The following is a 16341-nucleotide window of genomic DNA, read 5'->3' as shown; positions in this document are numbered from 1 at the left end:
CCACGGTCGGGCAGTAGCGCAGCCTGGTAGCGCACCTGCTTCGGGAGCAGGGGGTCGGAGGTTCGAATCCTCTCTGCCCGACCAGAAGATTTCTCCGCATCTCGTACAGCCTTCACCCCGCGCACCCCGGGGGGGTGCGCCTGACCGCGACCGTGCGGGTGACACGCAATTCCGGTGAAGATGGATCGTGGCGCGCGCGTCAGTCGGCGCGCGCCTCCTGGTGGCGGTAGGTGCTTTCGGGCACGTTGGGCGCGCTGTAGCGGGCGGCGGTCGTTACCGCCCCGAAGTCGAGGGCCACATACGTTCCGGCCGCCAGCAGGATCGACAGGCCCGCGCCGAGGAGAAACGCCTTCATGGCTTGGTCCGTCCTTCTTCCAGCTCGACTTGGCGCAGCCAGAGCGCATGGTGCTCTTCCGCCCAGTTCCGGTCGACGTCGCCGCCCCACATGGCCCAGAACGCGCCCTGCATGCCCACGGTGCCGATATAGATGTGCGCGACGAAGACCGAGATCAGCAGAAGCCCGATCACCGCGTGGATCAGCATCGCCCAGCTGAGCGCGCCGAGGTCGGCCCAGACGAAGGGAAACATCAGCGTCACCCCCGTCGCCACCATCAGCGCGCCGCCGAGGATCGCGGACCAGAAGATCAGCTTCTGCCCGGCGTTGAACTTGCGCGCCGGGGGATTCGGCCCGCCATCGGAGAAGAAGCCGCCACCCATGCGCAGCCAGGTCAGGTCCAGCCGCTCGGGCAGGTTGCGGCGGATCCACATCACCGCCATGACGACGATGCCAAGGGCGAAGGGCGGGAAGAACATCATGTGCCCCCAGGTCGAGATCCAGCCCGCGGCACCCAGGAACGGCTCTCCGAAGGGCATCAGCAGCGTCTTGCCGAAGGCGATCACGATGCCGGTCAGCGCGAGGCCGATGAAGCTGACCGAGGTCAGCCAGTGGGTCGACCGCTCGATCAGTCCGAAACGCTTGACCTTGCGCCCGTCCCGTCCCTTGGCGATCGGCACGCGGCCGCGCACCGCCAGCACCAGCGCCAGCAGGAAGCCCATGCCGAGGATCGCCAGCGCGCCGAGATGGGTGGCGATGTCGGCGATGCCGAGCCGCCAGTCGCGCCCGAAGGGACGTTCGAACAGCGCCGCGCCGGGATAGGGCAGGGAGGACAGGCCGACGACGCGGCCCGGCTCGTGCAGGATCGCGCCGCTGTCGCCGCCGAGGGCCGCCCAGCCCTCGGACAGCTCCTCGCCGTAATCCATCGGGGCCGTCGTCATCCGGGTGTTCGGCGCGACGCCGTAGTCCGGCCGCTCGGCCTCGGGCGAGGGGCCGGTCTGGTAGCGTTCCGCCTGGAAGGTGGTGCGCGCCGCAAGGCTCTGTGCGGCCAGCAGGCCGCTCGCCTCGTCCTGGGCGCCCATGGTGCGGCCGTCGTACTCGGTCACGCCCCAGCGGACCTCGGGAATGGTGCGCGCGTCGCCGTCGAACAGCTCGTAGACCTGCCAGACCAGGGCGAGGGCCAGCAGGACCGCGACGATCGCCCCGCCGATGCGGTATTTCACGAAGTCTCGGCCGTGGACGACGACGGGTTCGCTCATGAGTCCTGCTCCGGGTAATAGGCGGTTTTCCAGCCCCAGGCGCCCGAGCCGAAGCCGCGGGCGACGGTGCGCTCGCGATAGATCTCGCCCACCACGTCGCCGTCCCCGGCGAGCAGGGCGCGCGTCGAGCAGACCTCGGCGCAGATCGGCAGCTTGCCCTCGGCGATCCGGTTGCGCCCGTACTTGCGGAACTCGGCTTCCGAGCCGTTCTCCTCGGGACCGCCCGCGCAATAGGTGCACTTGTCCATCGTGCCGCGGCTGCCGAACAGGGTGGCGCGGGGGAACTGGGGCGCGCCGAAGGGGCAGGCGTAGAAGCAGTAGCCGCAGCCGATGCAGGTGTCCTTGTCGTGCAGGACCACGCCGATGTCGGTCTGGTAGAGGGTCGAGACCGGGCAGACCGCCACGCAGGGCGCGTCGGTGCAGTGCATGCAGGAAATCGCGATGGACTTCTCGCCCGGCTCGCCGTCGTTCAGCGTGACCACCCGGCGCCGCACCATGCCCCAGGGCACCTCGTGCTCGTTCTTGCAGGAGGTGGCGCAGGCGTTGCACTCGATGCAGCGGTCGGTGTCGCAGAGGAATTTCAGTCGTGCCATGTCAGACAGCCTCGATCCGGCAAAGGGTGGCCTTGGTTTCCTGCATCTGGGTCACGATGTCGTAGCCGTAGGTCTGGATCGTGTTCGTCGCCTCCCCGGCGACATAGGGCGCCGCGCCCTCGGGATAGCGGGGCGTCAGATCCTCGCCCATCCAGAAGCCCGCGAAGTGGAACGGCAGGAAGACCGTTCCGACACCCACGCGCGAGGTGACCATCGCCTTCACCCGGATGCGCCCGTTGGGCGACACCACCCAGCAGTCGGTGCCGTCCTTCACCCCGGCCTGCGCGGCGTCGGCGGCGTTGATCTCGACGAACATCTGCTGCTGGAACTCCGCCAGCCACTTGTTCGACCGCGTCTCGTCGCCGCCGCCCTCGTATTCCACCAGGCGGCCCGAGGTCAGGACCATGGGATACTCGGCCGCGTAATCGACCTTCTGGATCGACTCGTAGAGCACGGGCAGGCGCCACTTCCTCTGGTCCTCGTAGGTCGCGTATTGCGGCAGCAGGTCGCGGCGCGGGGTCAGCAGGGGTTCGCGGTGCAGCGGCACCGGGTCGGGGAAGTTCCAGACCACCGTGCGCGCTTTGCCGTTGCCGTAGGGGGCAAGGCCGTGGGCGATCATCACCCGCTGGATGCCGCCCGAGAGGTCCGTCTTCCAGTTCACCCGCTGGATCTTGTCGCGCAGCGAGGCGTCGTCCGGCGTCTTGTCCTGTGGGTTGTCGGCGAGGTAGGCCTCGATCGCCTTCAGGGCGTTCTCGGGATAGTCGCCGAAACGCTTCGCGATGGCCTGCTGGTCCTCGCCAAGCGAACCGTCCCCGGCGCCGCCCCAGGACTCGTTGATCTTCGAAGGGTCTTCCGAGCTTCCGGCAAGCTGCGCGAGGCTCAGCCGGTCCATCGCCGACTGCGCCTCCTCCTCCGAGATGCCGAACAGGTCGTGCTTGAACCGTCCCGCCCCGATCGAGACGATGATGAGCCGTTCCTTCGCCGTCAGCTCGCCCGACCAGCCCAGCGCGTCGATCATCCCGAGCGTGCCCTCGGGATAGCCGTCCTCGATCTCGCTGCCCTTCGTGAAGCTGTCCTCGGCCAGCAGGTTCTGTCCCTCGTGCTCCACCCCCCAGCGGGCGCGGAAGGGCAGGCCGCCCTCGGCCACGGGCTTCGACGTGTCATAAAGGAGCGGGGTGCCGGGATGGCTGTCCTCGGGATTGCCCCAGGCGGGCCAGGGCAGGCAGTAGTATTCGCCCTTCACCGGCTCTTCCATGCCGAGCAGCGTGATCGAATCGAACTTGTCCTGATGCTCCATGTGGCGCTTCAGCCGCTCCGGGCTCTGCCCGGTATAGCCGATGGTCCAGGTGCCCTTGTTGATCTCGCGCAGGATGTCCTCGGCCACCGGCTCGTCGTTCTCGACCGCGATGTGCTTGAACATCTCGTCGGCGAAGCCGAAGGCGCGGGCGAAGAGATAGGTGATCGCGTAATCCGACTTCGCCTCGAACAGCGGATCGACGACCTTGTCGCGCCATTGCAGCGAACGGCTGGAGTTCGTGACCGAGCCGTGCATCTCGGCCGTCGTCGCGGCGGGCAGGAGATAGACGTTGTCGCGCTTGTCGGTCATCACGGCGACCTGCGTCGGGTGCGGGTCGACCACGCAGAGCACGTCGACGGTATCGAGCGCCTTCCTCTGGTCGGGGCCGCGGGTGATCGAGTTGGCGGCATGGCCCCAGAAGATCATCGCCTTCACCGGGTCGGGCTGGTCGATGTTCTCGGCCGGTTCCAGGATCGCGTCCATGTAGCGCGACAGCGCCATGCCCTCGCGCTGCATCAGCTCCTTCGAGCCGAAGCGCCCGGTCATCCATTCGTAATCCACGTCCCAGACGCGGCACCAGTGCTTCCAGGCGCCTTCCTCGAGCCCGTAATAGGCCGGCAGCGTGTCGCAGGAGACGCCGAGATCGGTCGCGCCCTGCACGTTGTCGTGGCCGCGGAAGATGTTCGCGCCGCCGCCCGACACGCCGATGTTGCCGAGCACGAGTTGCAGGATCGACGCGATCCGGGTCTTGCTGCTGCCGACGGTCGACTGGGTCAGCCCCATGCACCAGATCAGGGTGCCGGGGCGGTTCTCGGCGATGGTGCGGGCGACGCGGGCGGTCTGCTCGGGCGGGATGCCCGAGACGCGCTCGACCTCCTCCAGCGTCCAGTTCTCGGCCTCGGCGCGGATCTGGTCGAGCCCCCAGACGCGCTGGCGCAGGTACTCGGCGTCCTCCCAGCCGTTCGCGAAGATCTCGCGCACCAGGCCCCACATGAAGGCGATGTCGGCGCCGGGACGGATGCGGACGTATTCGTCGGCGTGGGCGGCGGTGCGAGTGAAGCGGGGATCGACGACGATCATCTTGCCGCCGTTCTCGCGCCCCTTCAGGACGTGCAGCATCGACACCGGGTGCGCCTCGGCCGGGTTGCCGCCGATGATCAGGATGCTCTTCGAGTTGCGGATGTCGTTGAAGGTGTTCGTCATCGCGCCGTAGCCATAGGTGTTGGCCACTCCCGCGACGGTGGTGGAATGGCAGATCCGTGCCTGGTGATCGACGTTGTTTGTGCCCCAGAACGCCGCGAACTTGCGGAACAGGTAGGCCTGTTCGTTGGAATACTTGGCCGAGCCCAGCCAGTAGACGCTGTCGGGGCCGTACTGCTCGCGGATGCCGAGCAGCTTCTCGCCCAGTTCGGAAATCGCCTGGTCCCAGGTGATCCGCTCCCATTCGCCGTCGACCTTCTTCATCGGGTACTTCAGCCGCCGGTCGCCGATGGCGATCTCGCGCATCGCCGCGCCCTTGGCGCAGTGGGTGCCCTGGTTGATTGGCGACTCGAACGCGGGCTCCTGGCCGACCCAGACGCCGTTCTTCACCTCGGCCCAGAGCGAACAGCCGACCGAGCAGAACTGGCAGATCGTCTTGTGATAGGTAGTGTCGTCAGGCAGCACCTGCGCCGCGGCCCGGGCCTGCTGCACGCGTCCCGCGCCGGCGCCGAGCGTGCCGAGCGTCAGCCCCGCAAGGCCCGAGTTGCGCAGGAACTCCCGCCGCGTCTGCCCTCCCGGAATCCGTGTTTGCGTGTCGGTGCGGGTGGTACGGCGGCGCAGCATGTCGGTTTTCCCTGCCGGTTCAGTCGCGGGCGAGACGGTAGAAGGTGGCGACGTGATCCGATGTCGCGAAGCGGGGCTGGCGCTTGTCCTCGGGCGCCGCCTCCTCCGGCCGGGTTTCGGCCGCCGCGCCGGTTGCCCCGAGGGCAAGCGAGGCCGAGGCCAGCGGCGCGCCCGCAAGCAGGCGGCGGCGGCTCAGGTCGGTGCGGTCTGTCATGTGGATCACCCTGGTCGATGCGGCCGGAAGCGGGCGGCCGCTCCTCTTTCAACCGGTGAGACGGGCGATGGTTCCTACCGCGATGCAGGTTGTGCGGCGTACCACGCGGAAAGCGCGGCGATGTCGGCGTCCGTCAGGCCCTGCGCGGCCTTCGCCATCAGGTTCTTCCGGTCGCCGCCGCCGCGTCCCCCGTCGCGCCACAGCCTGAGCTGCTGGGCAAGGTAGACCGCGCTCTGACCGCCGAGCCGCGGGAACTCCGCCGCCCGCGGCTCCGCCTTGGGGCCGTGGCAGGAGGTGCAGGCCGGCACTTCCTTCGTGCCGCGCATCGCCAGCGCCTCGCCCGCGGTGACGAGGTTCAGGTCGTCCACCGGCGTCGCGGGAGCTTCCGCCGTTTCCTGCGCGGCGAACCATGCGGCGAGGTTCAGCAGCTCGGCCGGTGCCACCCGCGTTGCCGCGACGTGCATGATCCCGCTGTCGCGCCGCCCTTCGGCGTAGGCCAGCAGCGTCTGCTCCAGGTAGGCCTGCGGCTGGATGTCGAGCCGCGGAATCTGCGGATTGCCGCTGCGCCCCTCGATCCCGTGGCACATCGCGCAATAGGGCAGGTCGGGCGGCGCGCCCTCGGGCACCGAAGGCCGCGCGGTCAGCTCGCCATAGGTGTCGGCGTCCATGCCGTCGACCTCCTGCAGGAAGGCCACGACCGGCCAGATGTCGTCGGTCCGCGTCGCGGGCCAGTAGGGCATGCCCGACATCTTCACCCCCTCGTCGACGATCCAGTGCAGCTCGGCCGGGGACCAGGTGCCGACCGCCTCCTTGATGTGGGGCGGGTGGGGGACCATCACCGTGGGGATCGCCCACCGCTCCTGTCCCGGCGCGGCGTGGCAGACCTTGCAGCCGCCCTCGAAATGCCCGGCGCCAAGCGCGACCATCCCCTCCGCCTCCAGGTCCGGCACCACCGACGGATCGGGCGCGCGCAGGTCCACCGAGTTGCGGAAGGTCGTGTGCAGCACGAAGGGCACGCCCGGCCAGTGCCCCTCGCGCGCCGAGACGTTGTAGAGCCCGCCGAAGACGATCGCGCCCCCGGCGGCAGCGCCGAGCACGGCAAGAAAGGCAAGGGTCTGGAGCACCCGTTTCATAGCGCTTCGTCCTTCGTCATGTTCAGCGCGCCGCCCACCAGCCAGAGCCCCGCGACGAGGTAGACCGGCGTGCCGATCGCCAGCATCAGCATCCCCCCGAGCTGTTGCTCGGCCAGCGAGCCGAGGCAGGTCGCGGCGTAGAGCGGCCGCGGCGCCAGCGTCAGGAGCGCGCCGAGCAGCGTCATGTGCATCGAGGTCAGCAGCAGCCCCCCCGCGCCGGCCAGCCCCCCGGCCCCGAGGCAGCCCGCCCAGACCAGCAGCCCCGCCAGCAGGAACAGCCCCTGCTCGGCGACGTACCAGAAGGTCGACAGCGCGGCGGCCTCGTGCAGCGCGGGCAGGTGGAAGCCCCAGACCACGGCGAACTCGATCACCGCGGCGGCCAGCGGCGAGACGGCGAAGGCCGGGGCGAGGCGCGGGAAGCCGAGGACCAGCAGCGGCGCGGCGACGGCGACCAGTCCCATGTGCCGCACCATGTGGGCTGGGAAGAGGCCAAGCGAGCCCTCCAGCGGCAGGGTCCAGAGCGCCAGCACCAGCGCGGCGCCGATGATCCCCGCCGCCTTCACCGGCAGGTTCCGATCATCAGCACCGGCAGGATCACGAAGACCACCCCGATGGCCGAGACGATGGACAGCAGCACCGTCGCGTGGCCGAGGAAGCGGGTGCGGCTCTCCTCGTCGTCGATCCCCGGGATCTCGCCATCCTCGCCGAACCCGCCCCTGGTCCAGACCCGCTTGCCGACGATCCCGCAGGCCGCGATACAGGCCAGCGCGACGACGGTCACGGCGATCAGGGCGATCTGCAACGTGTCGGTGTCGCCGCCCTCAGTCAGCCGCGCGCACCACACCGCGGTCGCGCCGTAGCAGATGACGAAGTGGAACGCCCAGATCCAGGGCGCCAGCGTGATCTTCATCAGCGACCCGACCCCGGTGCGGAACTCTTCCTTGCGGTCGCTCATGCCATCCACCCCGGCAGAAGCCCGATCACCGCGCAGGTCACGAGCGCCTGCAGCGCGATGAAGTGCCACATCAGCGTGACGTTGCAGAGATCGGCGTCATAGAGCGGCGTCATCCGCCCGGCGAGGCTGCGCGCCAGGCAATAGGCCTGCCCGACGCCGCCGAGGAACAGGTGCGCCGCCAGCCAGACGACCAGCGCGCAGACGAGGGCGGGGTAGACGTGGGTCGTCGGTTGCAGGTCGATCACAGCCAGCACCAGCGTCGTGCCGCCAAGCGCCGTCAGCAGCACCGCCGCCGCCATCAGGCCCTGTGCCGCCCTGATGCGGTCGTGCCGGTGGATCCCTCGCGCGACCCGCGTCGCGCCCCAGGACAGCGCCAGCAGCACCGCCGTCGCCGCCGTCAGCGCGCCGTCCGCTCCGGGCGCCCCGGCGGGCGGGAAGTCGGTACTGGCGGTCCAGTAGAAGAAGAAGCCGAAGACGAGGCTGGCGAAGGCCGTCGCGTCGCCCAGCATGGTGATCCAGACCGCCCACCAGCCCGGCGCATCCGGCCCCGCCGCATAGCGCGGCAGCCGAAGCCCGAGGCCCACGTCGCCGGTGGGCGCGTCGGGGATCTGTGCCGTGGTCGTCCACAGCCAGTAGAGCACGCAGACGATGGCGAAGGCGCCGCAGACGATGGCGGGGGGATACCAGTGGAAGGTCGGGAAGATGAACGCCCCGCCCGTGAAAGCGGCGGCCAGGATCGTGATCCAGGCCGGACCCGTCACCCGCTGGATGTGCAGTGGCCGCGCGTCGAGCACAGAGGTCACGAGGGTCTCGCGGTGCCCGAACTCGGTGTCGGGCAGGTAGAAACGGCCGCTGTCCATCCGCTCGATCAGTTTCGGCTGCTGCCACAGCGGATAGCGCGAGGTGATGAACGGGATGCAGCGCACGCCCCAGTTCTCTTCCGGCACGTCGTGCGACCACTCCAGCGTCCCCGCGTTCCACGGATTCCGCTGCCGCCCCTCCATGTCGCGCTTGGGCCGGATCAGGTCCCAGACGAAGACGGCGAAGCCGGCGGCGATGACGAAGCTCGCCACGGTCGACAGCATGTTGAGCCAGCCCCAGTCCATCCCGGCGCCATAGGTGAAGACGCGCCGCGGCATCCCCATCAGGCCGGTATAGTGCATCGGCAGGAAGGCCGCGTTGAAGCCGATGAAGATCAGCCAGAACGCCCAGCGGCCCAGCGTGACCGACATCATCTTTCCCTTCCGGAAGAAGGGATAGAAGTAGTAGACCCCCGCCATCACCGGGAAGATCATGCCGCCGAACAGCGTGTAGTGCAGGTGGGCGACGATGAAATAGGTGTCGTGCACCGCCCAGTTGAACGGCGCGATGGCCAGCATCACCCCCGTCAGGCCGCCCAGCACGAAGATCGCCAGCGCCCCGGCGATCCAGAGCATGGGCAGCGATTTCTGCACCTTGCCGACCATCAGCGTCGCCGCGAAGACGAAGATCTGGATGCCGGTCGGGATCACAACCGCCTCGGACGCCGCCGAGAAGAAGCCGAGGCTGATGTTCGGCAGCCCCGTGGTGAACATGTGGTGCACCCACAGCCCGAAGGACAGGAAGCCGACGCCGACCGCCGAAAGCACGATCCAGCTGTAGCCGACGATCGGCCGCTGCGCGACGGTGGGGATCACCATGGCCGCGATGGCGATGGAGGGAAGGAAGATGATGTAGACCTCCGGGTGGCCGAAGATCCAGAACAGGTGCTGCCACAGCATCGGATCGCCGCCGCGCGTCGGATCGAAGAACGGCCAGTCGAACGAGCGCTCCATCTCGAACAGGAAGTCGCCCGCGATCAGGGGCGGGAAGGCGAACAGGATCATGCCGCCGACGACGAGGACGTACCACGCGTAGAGGGGCATCAGGTTCACCCGCATCCCCGGCGGGCGGCATTTCAGCACGCCGACGATCAGCTCCACCGCCGCGGCGATCGAGGCGACCTCGATGAACGACAGGCCCAGAAGCCAGATGTCCGAGCCGATCCCCTGGTCCCGGGTGGTCAGCGGCGGATACATGAACCAGCCGCCGCGCGGCGCCACGTCGAACAGGACCGAGCCGAGGACGAAGATGCCGCCGATCAGGAAGCACCAGTAGCCATAGGCCGAGAGCCGCGGGAACGGCATGTCCCGCGCGCCGAGGAAGGCGGGCAGCACGAGGATCGAGATCGCCTCGAACATCGGCACGGCGAAGAGGAACATCATCGCCGAGCCGTGCATGGTGAAGAACTGGTTGTAGCGGTCGGCGTCCAGGAAGTCGTTCCCGGGCACCGCCAACTGGATCCGCATCAGCAGCGCCAGCACCCCGGCGCAGAGCATGAAGAACAGCGCCGTCAGCGAATACCAGGCGCCGACCTTGTCGTTGTTCACCGCGGTCCAGTAGGCGATGCCCGTCGGCTCCTTCCAGGCCTCGCGCAGCCGCGCCTCGCGCGCCGCCTGCTCCTCCGGGTTCACCGGCTCGGAGAGCATCTCCTCGGTCGGCGGAAACGGGCCCTCGGGGCGGGGGCGGTGGGTGCCGGTAAAGGGCGGGAAGGGATCGTTGCTCATTTCAGCCCCATCAGGAAGGTCGCGAGGGCCGTCAGGTCGTCCCCGGGCAGATCGTCGTAGGCGGGCATCTCGACCTCGGGCTTCAGATCGCCGGTGTGGTCGATCCAGGCGGCGAAGTTCTCCACCGTCGGCTCGAGGATCCCGGCGCCAAGGCTGTGGCGGCTGCCGACATGGGTCAGGTCCGGGCCGACCTGTCCCTGCGCCGCGGTGCCGCGCACCGCGTGGCAGGCGCCGCAGCCCTGTTCGGCGAAGACCACCGCGCCGCGCTCGGCCACCTCGCCCTCGGGCGGGACCGCCGGTCCGGCCTCGTGCTCCAGCCAGGCGGCGAAGTCCTCGGGCGGCATCGTCACCGTCTCGAAGGCCATCAGCGCATGGGAGGCGCCGCAGAACTCGGCGCACTGGCCGCGGAACACGCCCGCCTCGTCGGGGTGCAGCGACATCATCGTGCGGCGGCCCGGGAACATGTCCATCTTGCCGCCGAGCGCGGGCACCCAGAACGAGTGGATCACCTTGTCGCTGTGCAGATCGAACTCGGTGCGCAGGCCACCCGGCAGCCGCCCCTCGTTGGCCGAGACGACGGGCGCCTCGGCGCCCTCCGGCCAGTAATGGACCCGCCACCACCACTGCTCGCCGATCACCTCGACCCTGAGACCGTCGCCCGGCGCGCGCTGGTCGGGCATGACGGACAGCCCCCAGGCCAGCAGGGCCGAGATCACGACGGTGGGCAGCATGATCCCGCCGCCGACGATCATCTTGCGGGCCAGCGCCTCGTCATGGCGGCGCGGGCTGAGGTGGCGGAACACCAGCATCATGCCGTTGACCGCGACCCAGATCACCACCAGCCCCGCCAGCATGACCCAGAACATCGTCAGCAGCGTGTGGGCGTCGGTTCCCGCGGTGTCGAGGACGGACTGGCGGCCGGTGCAGCCGGGAAGTCCCGGAAGAAGGGCGAAAGGAAGCCGGGACCGCACCCTCACGCGGGGGTTCCGGTCTGGTCTGGCATCGTCTCCGGAGCGGCCCGCATCGTCGTCGTCCTCGAAATCTGCGCCGCTGTCGTGATCGGCAGGGTCTCCGGGGACGCGCGACGGGCTTGCTGCGCGAACGCGCGTCCGGCGTTCCGGTTCCCCGCGCCGGACGGATTTCTGCCGGTCCCTGATCGCCAAAAGGGGTCCTTTCAGCCGGTCTTCACCCCGCTGCGCCGCGCGACGAAATCGACGAGGTGCGGGACATAGTCCTCGGGGCCGTCGCCGCCCATGGCGTGCGCCATGGCGAAGCTGTTCTTGGCCGCGTTGCCCACCGGGTTGGCCATGTTCACGCCGTCGGCCATGGCCTCGAGATAGCGCAGGTCCTTCAGCGCGTTGGTCAGGGTGAACTTGTGCGCCTCGCGGTTGCCCTCCAGCGCGTAGCCCATGAAGGTCTGGTAGAAGCCGCAGTCCATGCGGCTGCCGCGGATCACCGAATCGAACTGCTCGATGCTGATCCCGACCTTCTGGGCCAGCGCCAGCGCCTCGGCATACATCGCGCCGTAGCCGAGGGAGAGGAAGTTGTTCAGCAGCTTCATCTTGTGCCCCGCGCCGTTCGGCCCGAGGTGGACGACAGCGGTGCCCGCCCAGGCCTCCAGCACCGGCTTCAGCCGCTGGAACACCTCGTCGCTGGCGCCGACCATGGTCGAAAGCTTCCCGGCCTCGGCCTGCACCGGCGTGCCGCCGAGCGGCGCGTCGGCCATGTGGAACCCGGCCTCCGCCAGCTTCGCCGCCAGCATGGCGGTCGAGTTCGGGTCGGAGGTCGAGCAGTCGACGACCACCGCGCCGGGCTTCAGCGTAGGCATCAGGCCATCGACCACCGCCTCGACCTCCGGAGAGCCGGGGGCGCAGATGTGGACGATGGACGAGGCGGCGGCGAGATCGGCCAGCGATTCCGCCTCGGTCGCGCCGTGCGAGAGCAGATCCTCGACCGGCGTGCGGTTGCGGTGCGCGATGACCGTCACCGGGTATCCCGCGGCCAGAAGGCTTTTCGCCATCCCGTGCCCCATGAGCCCGACGCCGACGAAGCCGATGTTTTCCTGTGTCATTCCGGATCCTCCCTTTGCCCCCTGTGTGACGCGGCAAGGGAGGGTCCGCAAGGCGCTTGGCCCGTCAGATCCCGAGGAAGGGCTGCACAAGCCGTTGCAGCACGCCGTTGAACTTCAGCGGCGCGTCGGTCACGGCGAGGCAGATGCAGTCCTGACCGGCCTCGGCAACCGGGGTGTGGTGCAGGTCGGCATCCGCGATCTCGACATCGCCGCGCCCGAACCGCTCGTCCCCGTCCGAGAAGGCGCCTTGCAGCACCATGGTCAGCTCGATCCCCCGGTGCCCGTGGTCGGGCACCTTCGTGCCGGCCGGGATGTGCAGCAGGCGCACCGTGGCCGAGCCGTCGGCCTTCAGCCGTGCATGGCGCACGCCGCCGCCGAGCGGACGCCAGCGCACCGCGTCCAGCCCGCCGCCGATCTGTTCCACCAGCGGGCGGGGGAGGACCGGGCACTTGCCGGGCCGCGCCGCCTCGGGGGCGGGGGGGGCGCAGAGGATCCGCGCCATCGCGTCGTCCAGCGCGCCGGGCGCCATCTCGCAGGTGCCGCAGCCGTCCAGGACCACGCCGCCCAGCGTCTCGTAGGTTTCGAGCTGCGCGCGGCACTCGTCGCAGAGACTGACGTGGGAGGCGACCAGCAGGCTGAACGCCTCGGGCAGGCTGCCTGCGGCATAGCCCATCAGAAGCGGTTCGCTGAGGTGGTGTGTGATCTTGCTCATTTCCGTTCCATGTTACTGCATCGCATGGCGCAGCCGTTCCAGCGCCAGCCGTAGCCTCGACTTGATTGTGCCGAGGGGAAGTCCCGTCTCGGCGGCGATCTCGGAGTGGCTGAGATCGGCGAAATAGGCGCGTTCGACCAGGGTGCGCTGCTTCTCGGGCAGGGTGGCGAGCGCCTCTGTCAGCCGCCCGATATCCTGCTGGAGCGCCAGCACCTCGGTCTGGTCCGGCTCTTCCTCCGGGCCCCAGGTCAACTCTTCCGGCTCGGGGCGCCGCTGCTTTCGCAGCGCGTCGATCCGCTTGTTCCGCGCGATGGTGTAGATCCAGGTCGACACCCCGGCGCGCGCCGGGTCGAACAGGTGGGCCTTGTGCCAGACCGTCACCATCACCTCCTGCGCGCATTCCTCGGCCAGGGTGTCCGAGGCGCCGGAGCGCAGCAGGAAACTCTTCACCCGCGGCGCGAAATGCGCGAACAGGTCGGCGAACGCGTCGGCATCGCGTTCGTCGCGGATACGCAGGACGTGGCTTGTCCAGTCCTGAAGGAATCGAGCGGGGCTCATCGTCTTTCTGTCCAGGTCTTCCGACACGAGATGCGCTGTGGCCCCCCCACCGGGGAGACGCCGCGCGGCGGGCGCGACAGGCTGCGTGAGTAGATCCGTTCTTTCCATGTAGCAATTACGGTGCATTGACGCACCCGGATCACTCGACTGTCGGAAAACTATTTAATCCGAAGCTCCGTTGCTGCGTATGCAACACACGCCAACCAGACGAGGTGCCATGCCGTTCGAGACCGCCGCTCCGCCCGCCCGCCGCATCGCCGTGATCGGTGGCGGCATTTCCGGCATGGGGGCGGCCCACGCCCTGTCCGCCCGCCACGCCGTCGTCCTGTTCGAGGCCGAGCCGCGGCTGGGCGGCCATGCCCGCACCGTCATGGCGGGCAAGCGGGGGGACCAGCCGGTGGACACCGGCTTCATCGTTTTCAACCGCGTGAACTATCCCAACATGGTCCGCCTGTTCGAGGAGCTGGACGTGCCGGTCGCCGAAAGCGACATGGGCTTCGGCGCCTCCATCGGCGGCGGCCGGCTGGAATACGCGCTGCGCGACATGCGCACGCTTTTCGCCCAGAAGAGGAACGCGCTGAACCCGGCCTACCTAAGGATGCTGGCCGACATCCTGACCTTCAACCGCCGCGCGGTGGCCCTGGCCGACGATCCCTCGATGACGATCCGCGACTTCCTGCACCGGCTCGGGACGGGGCCGTGGTTCCGCGACTACTATATCCTGCCGCTCTCGGGCGCGATCTGGTCGACCCCGAAGGAGGGGATCCTCGACTTTCCCGCCCATGCCATGATCCGCTTCTTCGAGAACCACGCGCTGCTGAACGTCACCGGGCAGCACCAGTGGTACACGGTGCGGGGCGGTTCGGTCGAATACGTCCGCCGTCTCCAGGCGGCGCTGGAGCGCAGGGGCGCCGACCTGCGGCTCGGCGCGCCGGTGGCCGAGGTCAGGCGGGACGGCAGCGGCGCCTGGGTGCGCGTGGCGGGGCAGGAGGCCGAGCATTTCGACGAGGTCGTGCTCGCCACCCATTCCGACGTTTCCCTGGCCATGCTTGCCGATGCCGGTCCGGACGAGCGCGCGGCGCTCTCGGCCGTGCGTTACCAGCCGAACCGCGCGGTGCTGCACTCGGACACGCGGATGATGCCGAAGCGTCGCGCCGCCTGGGCCAGCTGGGTCTATACCGAGGCGGCGGACAAGGTGTCGGAGCGGATCGACCTGACCTACTGGATGAACTCGCTCCAGCCGATCCCGATGGACGATCCGCTGTTCGTGACGCTGAACAGCACGCGGGCCATCGACCCGGCGAAGATCCACGACGAGGTGGAGTTCGCCCATCCCGTCTACGACCTCGCCGCGCTGGCCGCGCAGAAGGAGATCCGGGCGATGAACGGGCGGAACGCGACATGGTTCTGCGGCGCCTGGATGCGCAACGGCTTCCACGAGGACGGGCTGGCCAGCGGGCTCGACGTCGCGCAGGCGATGGAACAGGGGCGCGTCGCGGCGTGAGCCCCGGAGCCGTGCACCGAATCGACCATGTCGACGGGCTGACCTTCCACGGCCGGCACGGGGCGGTGGCGAACGCCTTCCGCTATTCCATCGACTATGTCCTGCTCGACGCCGAGGCCGGGGTGGCGACGCCGCCGCTGTTCGGGCGAAACCGGGCCGGGCTGATGTCGCTGCAGGACCGCGACCACGGCGGCGCGCCCGGCGCGGGTCATGGGGCCGCCTGGGTGCGCGCGGTGCTGGCCGCCCACGGGCTGCCCGACCCCGCCCGGATCGAGCTCCTGGCGCAGCCGCGGGTGCTGGGCCACGTCTTCAACCCGGTGAGCTTCTGGCTGATCCGCGACGCGGGCGACGAGCTTGTCGCGGTGATCGCGGAGGTCACGAACACCTTCGGCGACCGCCATTCCTATCTCTGCCACCACGCCGACCTGCGCCCGATCGGCCGCGAGGACACGCTGGAGGCGGTGAAGATCTTCCACGTCTCGCCGTTCCAGCCCGTCACCGGCGGCTACCGCTTCCGCTTCGACATCGGGGCCGGGCGGATCGGCGTCTGGATCGACTACCGCACCGAGGGCGGCGGGGTCTACGCCACCCTCACCGGCCGCCGCCGCCCGCTGACCGCGGCGCGGATCCTCGCCGCCTGCCTGCGGCGCCCGTTCGGATCGCGCCGGGTGCTGGGGCTGATCCACTGGCAGGCGCTGAAGCTCTGGTGGAAGGGCGCCGCCTATCGCCCCCGCCCGCTGCCCCCTGCCGACGAGGTCAGCCGGTGACGGAAGGCCATCCCGCCGGTCTGGCCCGCTACGCTCTCTTCGCCGCCATGCTGGCGAGCGCGGGCCTGCCGATCTACATCCACGCGCCGAAGTTCTACGTCGATTCCTACGGGGTCGGGCTGGGGCTGCTCGGCGCGGTGCTGGCGGGGCTGCGGCTGATCGACGTGGTGCAGGACCCGGCCCTCGGCTGGCTGGCCGAGCGTCTGCGGCGGTTCCGGGGGCTGTCGGTGCTGCTGGCCGGGGCGGTCATGGCGCTGTCGATGGCGGGGCTCTTCGCGGTGACGCCGCCGGTCGCGCCGGTCCTCTGGTTCGCGCTGACGCTGACCGGGCTGTTCAGCGGCTTCTCGTACCTCACCATCGTGTTCTACGCGCAAGGCGTGCAGACCGCCGACCGTCTCGGCCCCCGCGGCCACGTCCGCCTTGCCGCCTGGCGCGAGACCGGCGCGCTGCTCGGCGTCTGTACCGCCGCGGTCGCGCCGACGCTGCTGGCGGGCGCGGCGCCCGGACCCTTCCCGCTGTTCGCCGCCGCCTTCGC

General features: G+C 69.4%; 16 protein-coding genes and 1 tRNA gene. 4 read left to right on the top strand and 13 right to left on the bottom strand.

Annotation, left to right across the window (positions count from 1 at the left end; all coding sequences use genetic code 11):
* Positions 1–7: 7 nt before the first annotated feature.
* A tRNA-Pro gene (locus A7B20_RS13715) sits at positions 8–84 on the top strand.
* Between the two features lie 115 nt (positions 85–199).
* Here A7B20_RS13715 and A7B20_RS21305 read toward each other — a convergent pair.
* The 13 genes from A7B20_RS21305 to A7B20_RS13655 all read right to left on the bottom strand — a co-directional run bounded on the left by A7B20_RS21305 (position 200) and on the right by A7B20_RS13655 (position 13535).
* Positions 200–355 (bottom strand): hypothetical protein, encoded by a 156-nt coding sequence (locus tag A7B20_RS21305; RefSeq protein WP_157937684.1) that lies wholly within the window; start codon positions 353–355, stop codon positions 200–202.
* Positions 352–1593, bottom strand: coding sequence for a formate dehydrogenase subunit gamma (locus A7B20_RS13710; protein WP_102109156.1), 1242 nt, complete (start codon positions 1591–1593; stop codon positions 352–354). The genes A7B20_RS21305 and A7B20_RS13710 overlap by 4 nt, the downstream gene beginning before the upstream one ends.
* Complete coding sequence (gene fdh3B, locus A7B20_RS13705; RefSeq protein ID WP_102109155.1) at positions 1590–2186, bottom strand: formate dehydrogenase FDH3 subunit beta; 597 nt, start codon at positions 2184–2186, stop codon at positions 1590–1592. Before fdh3B ends, A7B20_RS13710 begins: the two co-directional genes overlap by 4 nt.
* 1 nt (position 2187) lies before the next feature.
* On the bottom strand, positions 2188–5307 hold the full coding sequence (locus tag A7B20_RS13700) for a formate dehydrogenase subunit alpha (RefSeq protein WP_245866920.1): 3120 nt from the start codon (positions 5305–5307) through the stop codon (positions 2188–2190).
* Positions 5308–5326: 19 nt separating this feature from the next.
* Positions 5327–5521, bottom strand: a complete 195-nt coding sequence (locus A7B20_RS13695) for a hypothetical protein (protein WP_157937683.1) — start codon at positions 5519–5521, stop codon at positions 5327–5329.
* Between the two features lie 74 nt (positions 5522–5595).
* On the bottom strand, positions 5596–6654 hold the full coding sequence (locus A7B20_RS13690) for a c-type cytochrome (RefSeq protein WP_102109153.1): 1059 nt from the start codon (positions 6652–6654) through the stop codon (positions 5596–5598).
* Positions 6651–7217 carry a cytochrome c oxidase assembly protein gene (locus tag A7B20_RS13685; protein ID WP_102109152.1) on the bottom strand — a complete coding sequence of 189 codons (567 nt, stop codon included), beginning with the start codon at positions 7215–7217 and terminating at the stop codon, positions 6651–6653. The genes A7B20_RS13690 and A7B20_RS13685 overlap by 4 nt, the downstream gene beginning before the upstream one ends.
* Positions 7214–7609 carry a hypothetical protein gene (locus A7B20_RS13680; protein WP_102109151.1) on the bottom strand — a complete coding sequence of 132 codons (396 nt, stop codon included), beginning with the start codon at positions 7607–7609 and terminating at the stop codon, positions 7214–7216. The genes A7B20_RS13685 and A7B20_RS13680 overlap by 4 nt, the downstream gene beginning before the upstream one ends.
* Positions 7606–10194, bottom strand: coding sequence for a cbb3-type cytochrome c oxidase subunit I (locus A7B20_RS13675; RefSeq protein ID WP_102109150.1), 2589 nt, complete (start codon positions 10192–10194; stop codon positions 7606–7608). Before A7B20_RS13675 ends, A7B20_RS13680 begins: the two co-directional genes overlap by 4 nt.
* The gene (locus tag A7B20_RS13670) at positions 10191–11171 is read right to left on the bottom strand and encodes a cytochrome c oxidase subunit II (RefSeq protein WP_342747261.1); all 981 of its coding nucleotides are present in this window, start codon (positions 11169–11171) and stop codon (positions 10191–10193) included. Before A7B20_RS13670 ends, A7B20_RS13675 begins: the two co-directional genes overlap by 4 nt.
* Before the next feature lie 197 nt (positions 11172–11368).
* Positions 11369–12316, bottom strand: coding sequence for an NAD(P)-dependent oxidoreductase (locus A7B20_RS13665; RefSeq protein WP_281260104.1), 948 nt, complete (start codon positions 12314–12316; stop codon positions 11369–11371).
* A gap of 13 nt (positions 12317–12329) precedes the next feature.
* Complete coding sequence (locus A7B20_RS13660) at positions 12330–12977, bottom strand: ChrR family anti-sigma-E factor (protein ID WP_102109148.1); 648 nt, start codon at positions 12975–12977, stop codon at positions 12330–12332.
* Positions 12978–12989: 12 nt separating this feature from the next.
* Positions 12990–13535, bottom strand: a complete 546-nt coding sequence (locus A7B20_RS13655; protein WP_216641208.1) for a sigma-70 family RNA polymerase sigma factor — start codon at positions 13533–13535, stop codon at positions 12990–12992.
* Between the two features lie 217 nt (positions 13536–13752).
* Here A7B20_RS13655 and A7B20_RS13650 point away from each other — a divergent pair, with 217 nt between their 5' ends.
* The 3 genes from A7B20_RS13650 to A7B20_RS13640 all read left to right on the top strand — a co-directional run.
* Positions 13753–15039 (top strand): NAD(P)/FAD-dependent oxidoreductase, encoded by a 1287-nt coding sequence (locus A7B20_RS13650; RefSeq protein ID WP_102109146.1) that lies wholly within the window; start codon positions 13753–13755, stop codon positions 15037–15039.
* On the top strand, positions 15036–15806 hold the full coding sequence (locus tag A7B20_RS13645) for a DUF1365 domain-containing protein (RefSeq protein WP_425437167.1): 771 nt from the start codon (positions 15036–15038) through the stop codon (positions 15804–15806). Before A7B20_RS13650 ends, A7B20_RS13645 begins: the two co-directional genes overlap by 4 nt.
* Positions 15807–15853: 47 nt before the next feature.
* Positions 15854–16341: MFS transporter (locus A7B20_RS13640; RefSeq protein ID WP_172961018.1), on the top strand; the 488-nt coding region annotated here is incomplete at its 3' end.

It is taken from the genome of Oceaniglobus roseus (assembly GCF_002869745.1).
In the GTDB taxonomy this organism is placed as follows: domain Bacteria; phylum Pseudomonadota; class Alphaproteobacteria; order Rhodobacterales; family Rhodobacteraceae; genus Oceaniglobus; species Oceaniglobus roseus.
This window is presented reverse-complemented; position numbering and strand designations above follow the sequence as displayed.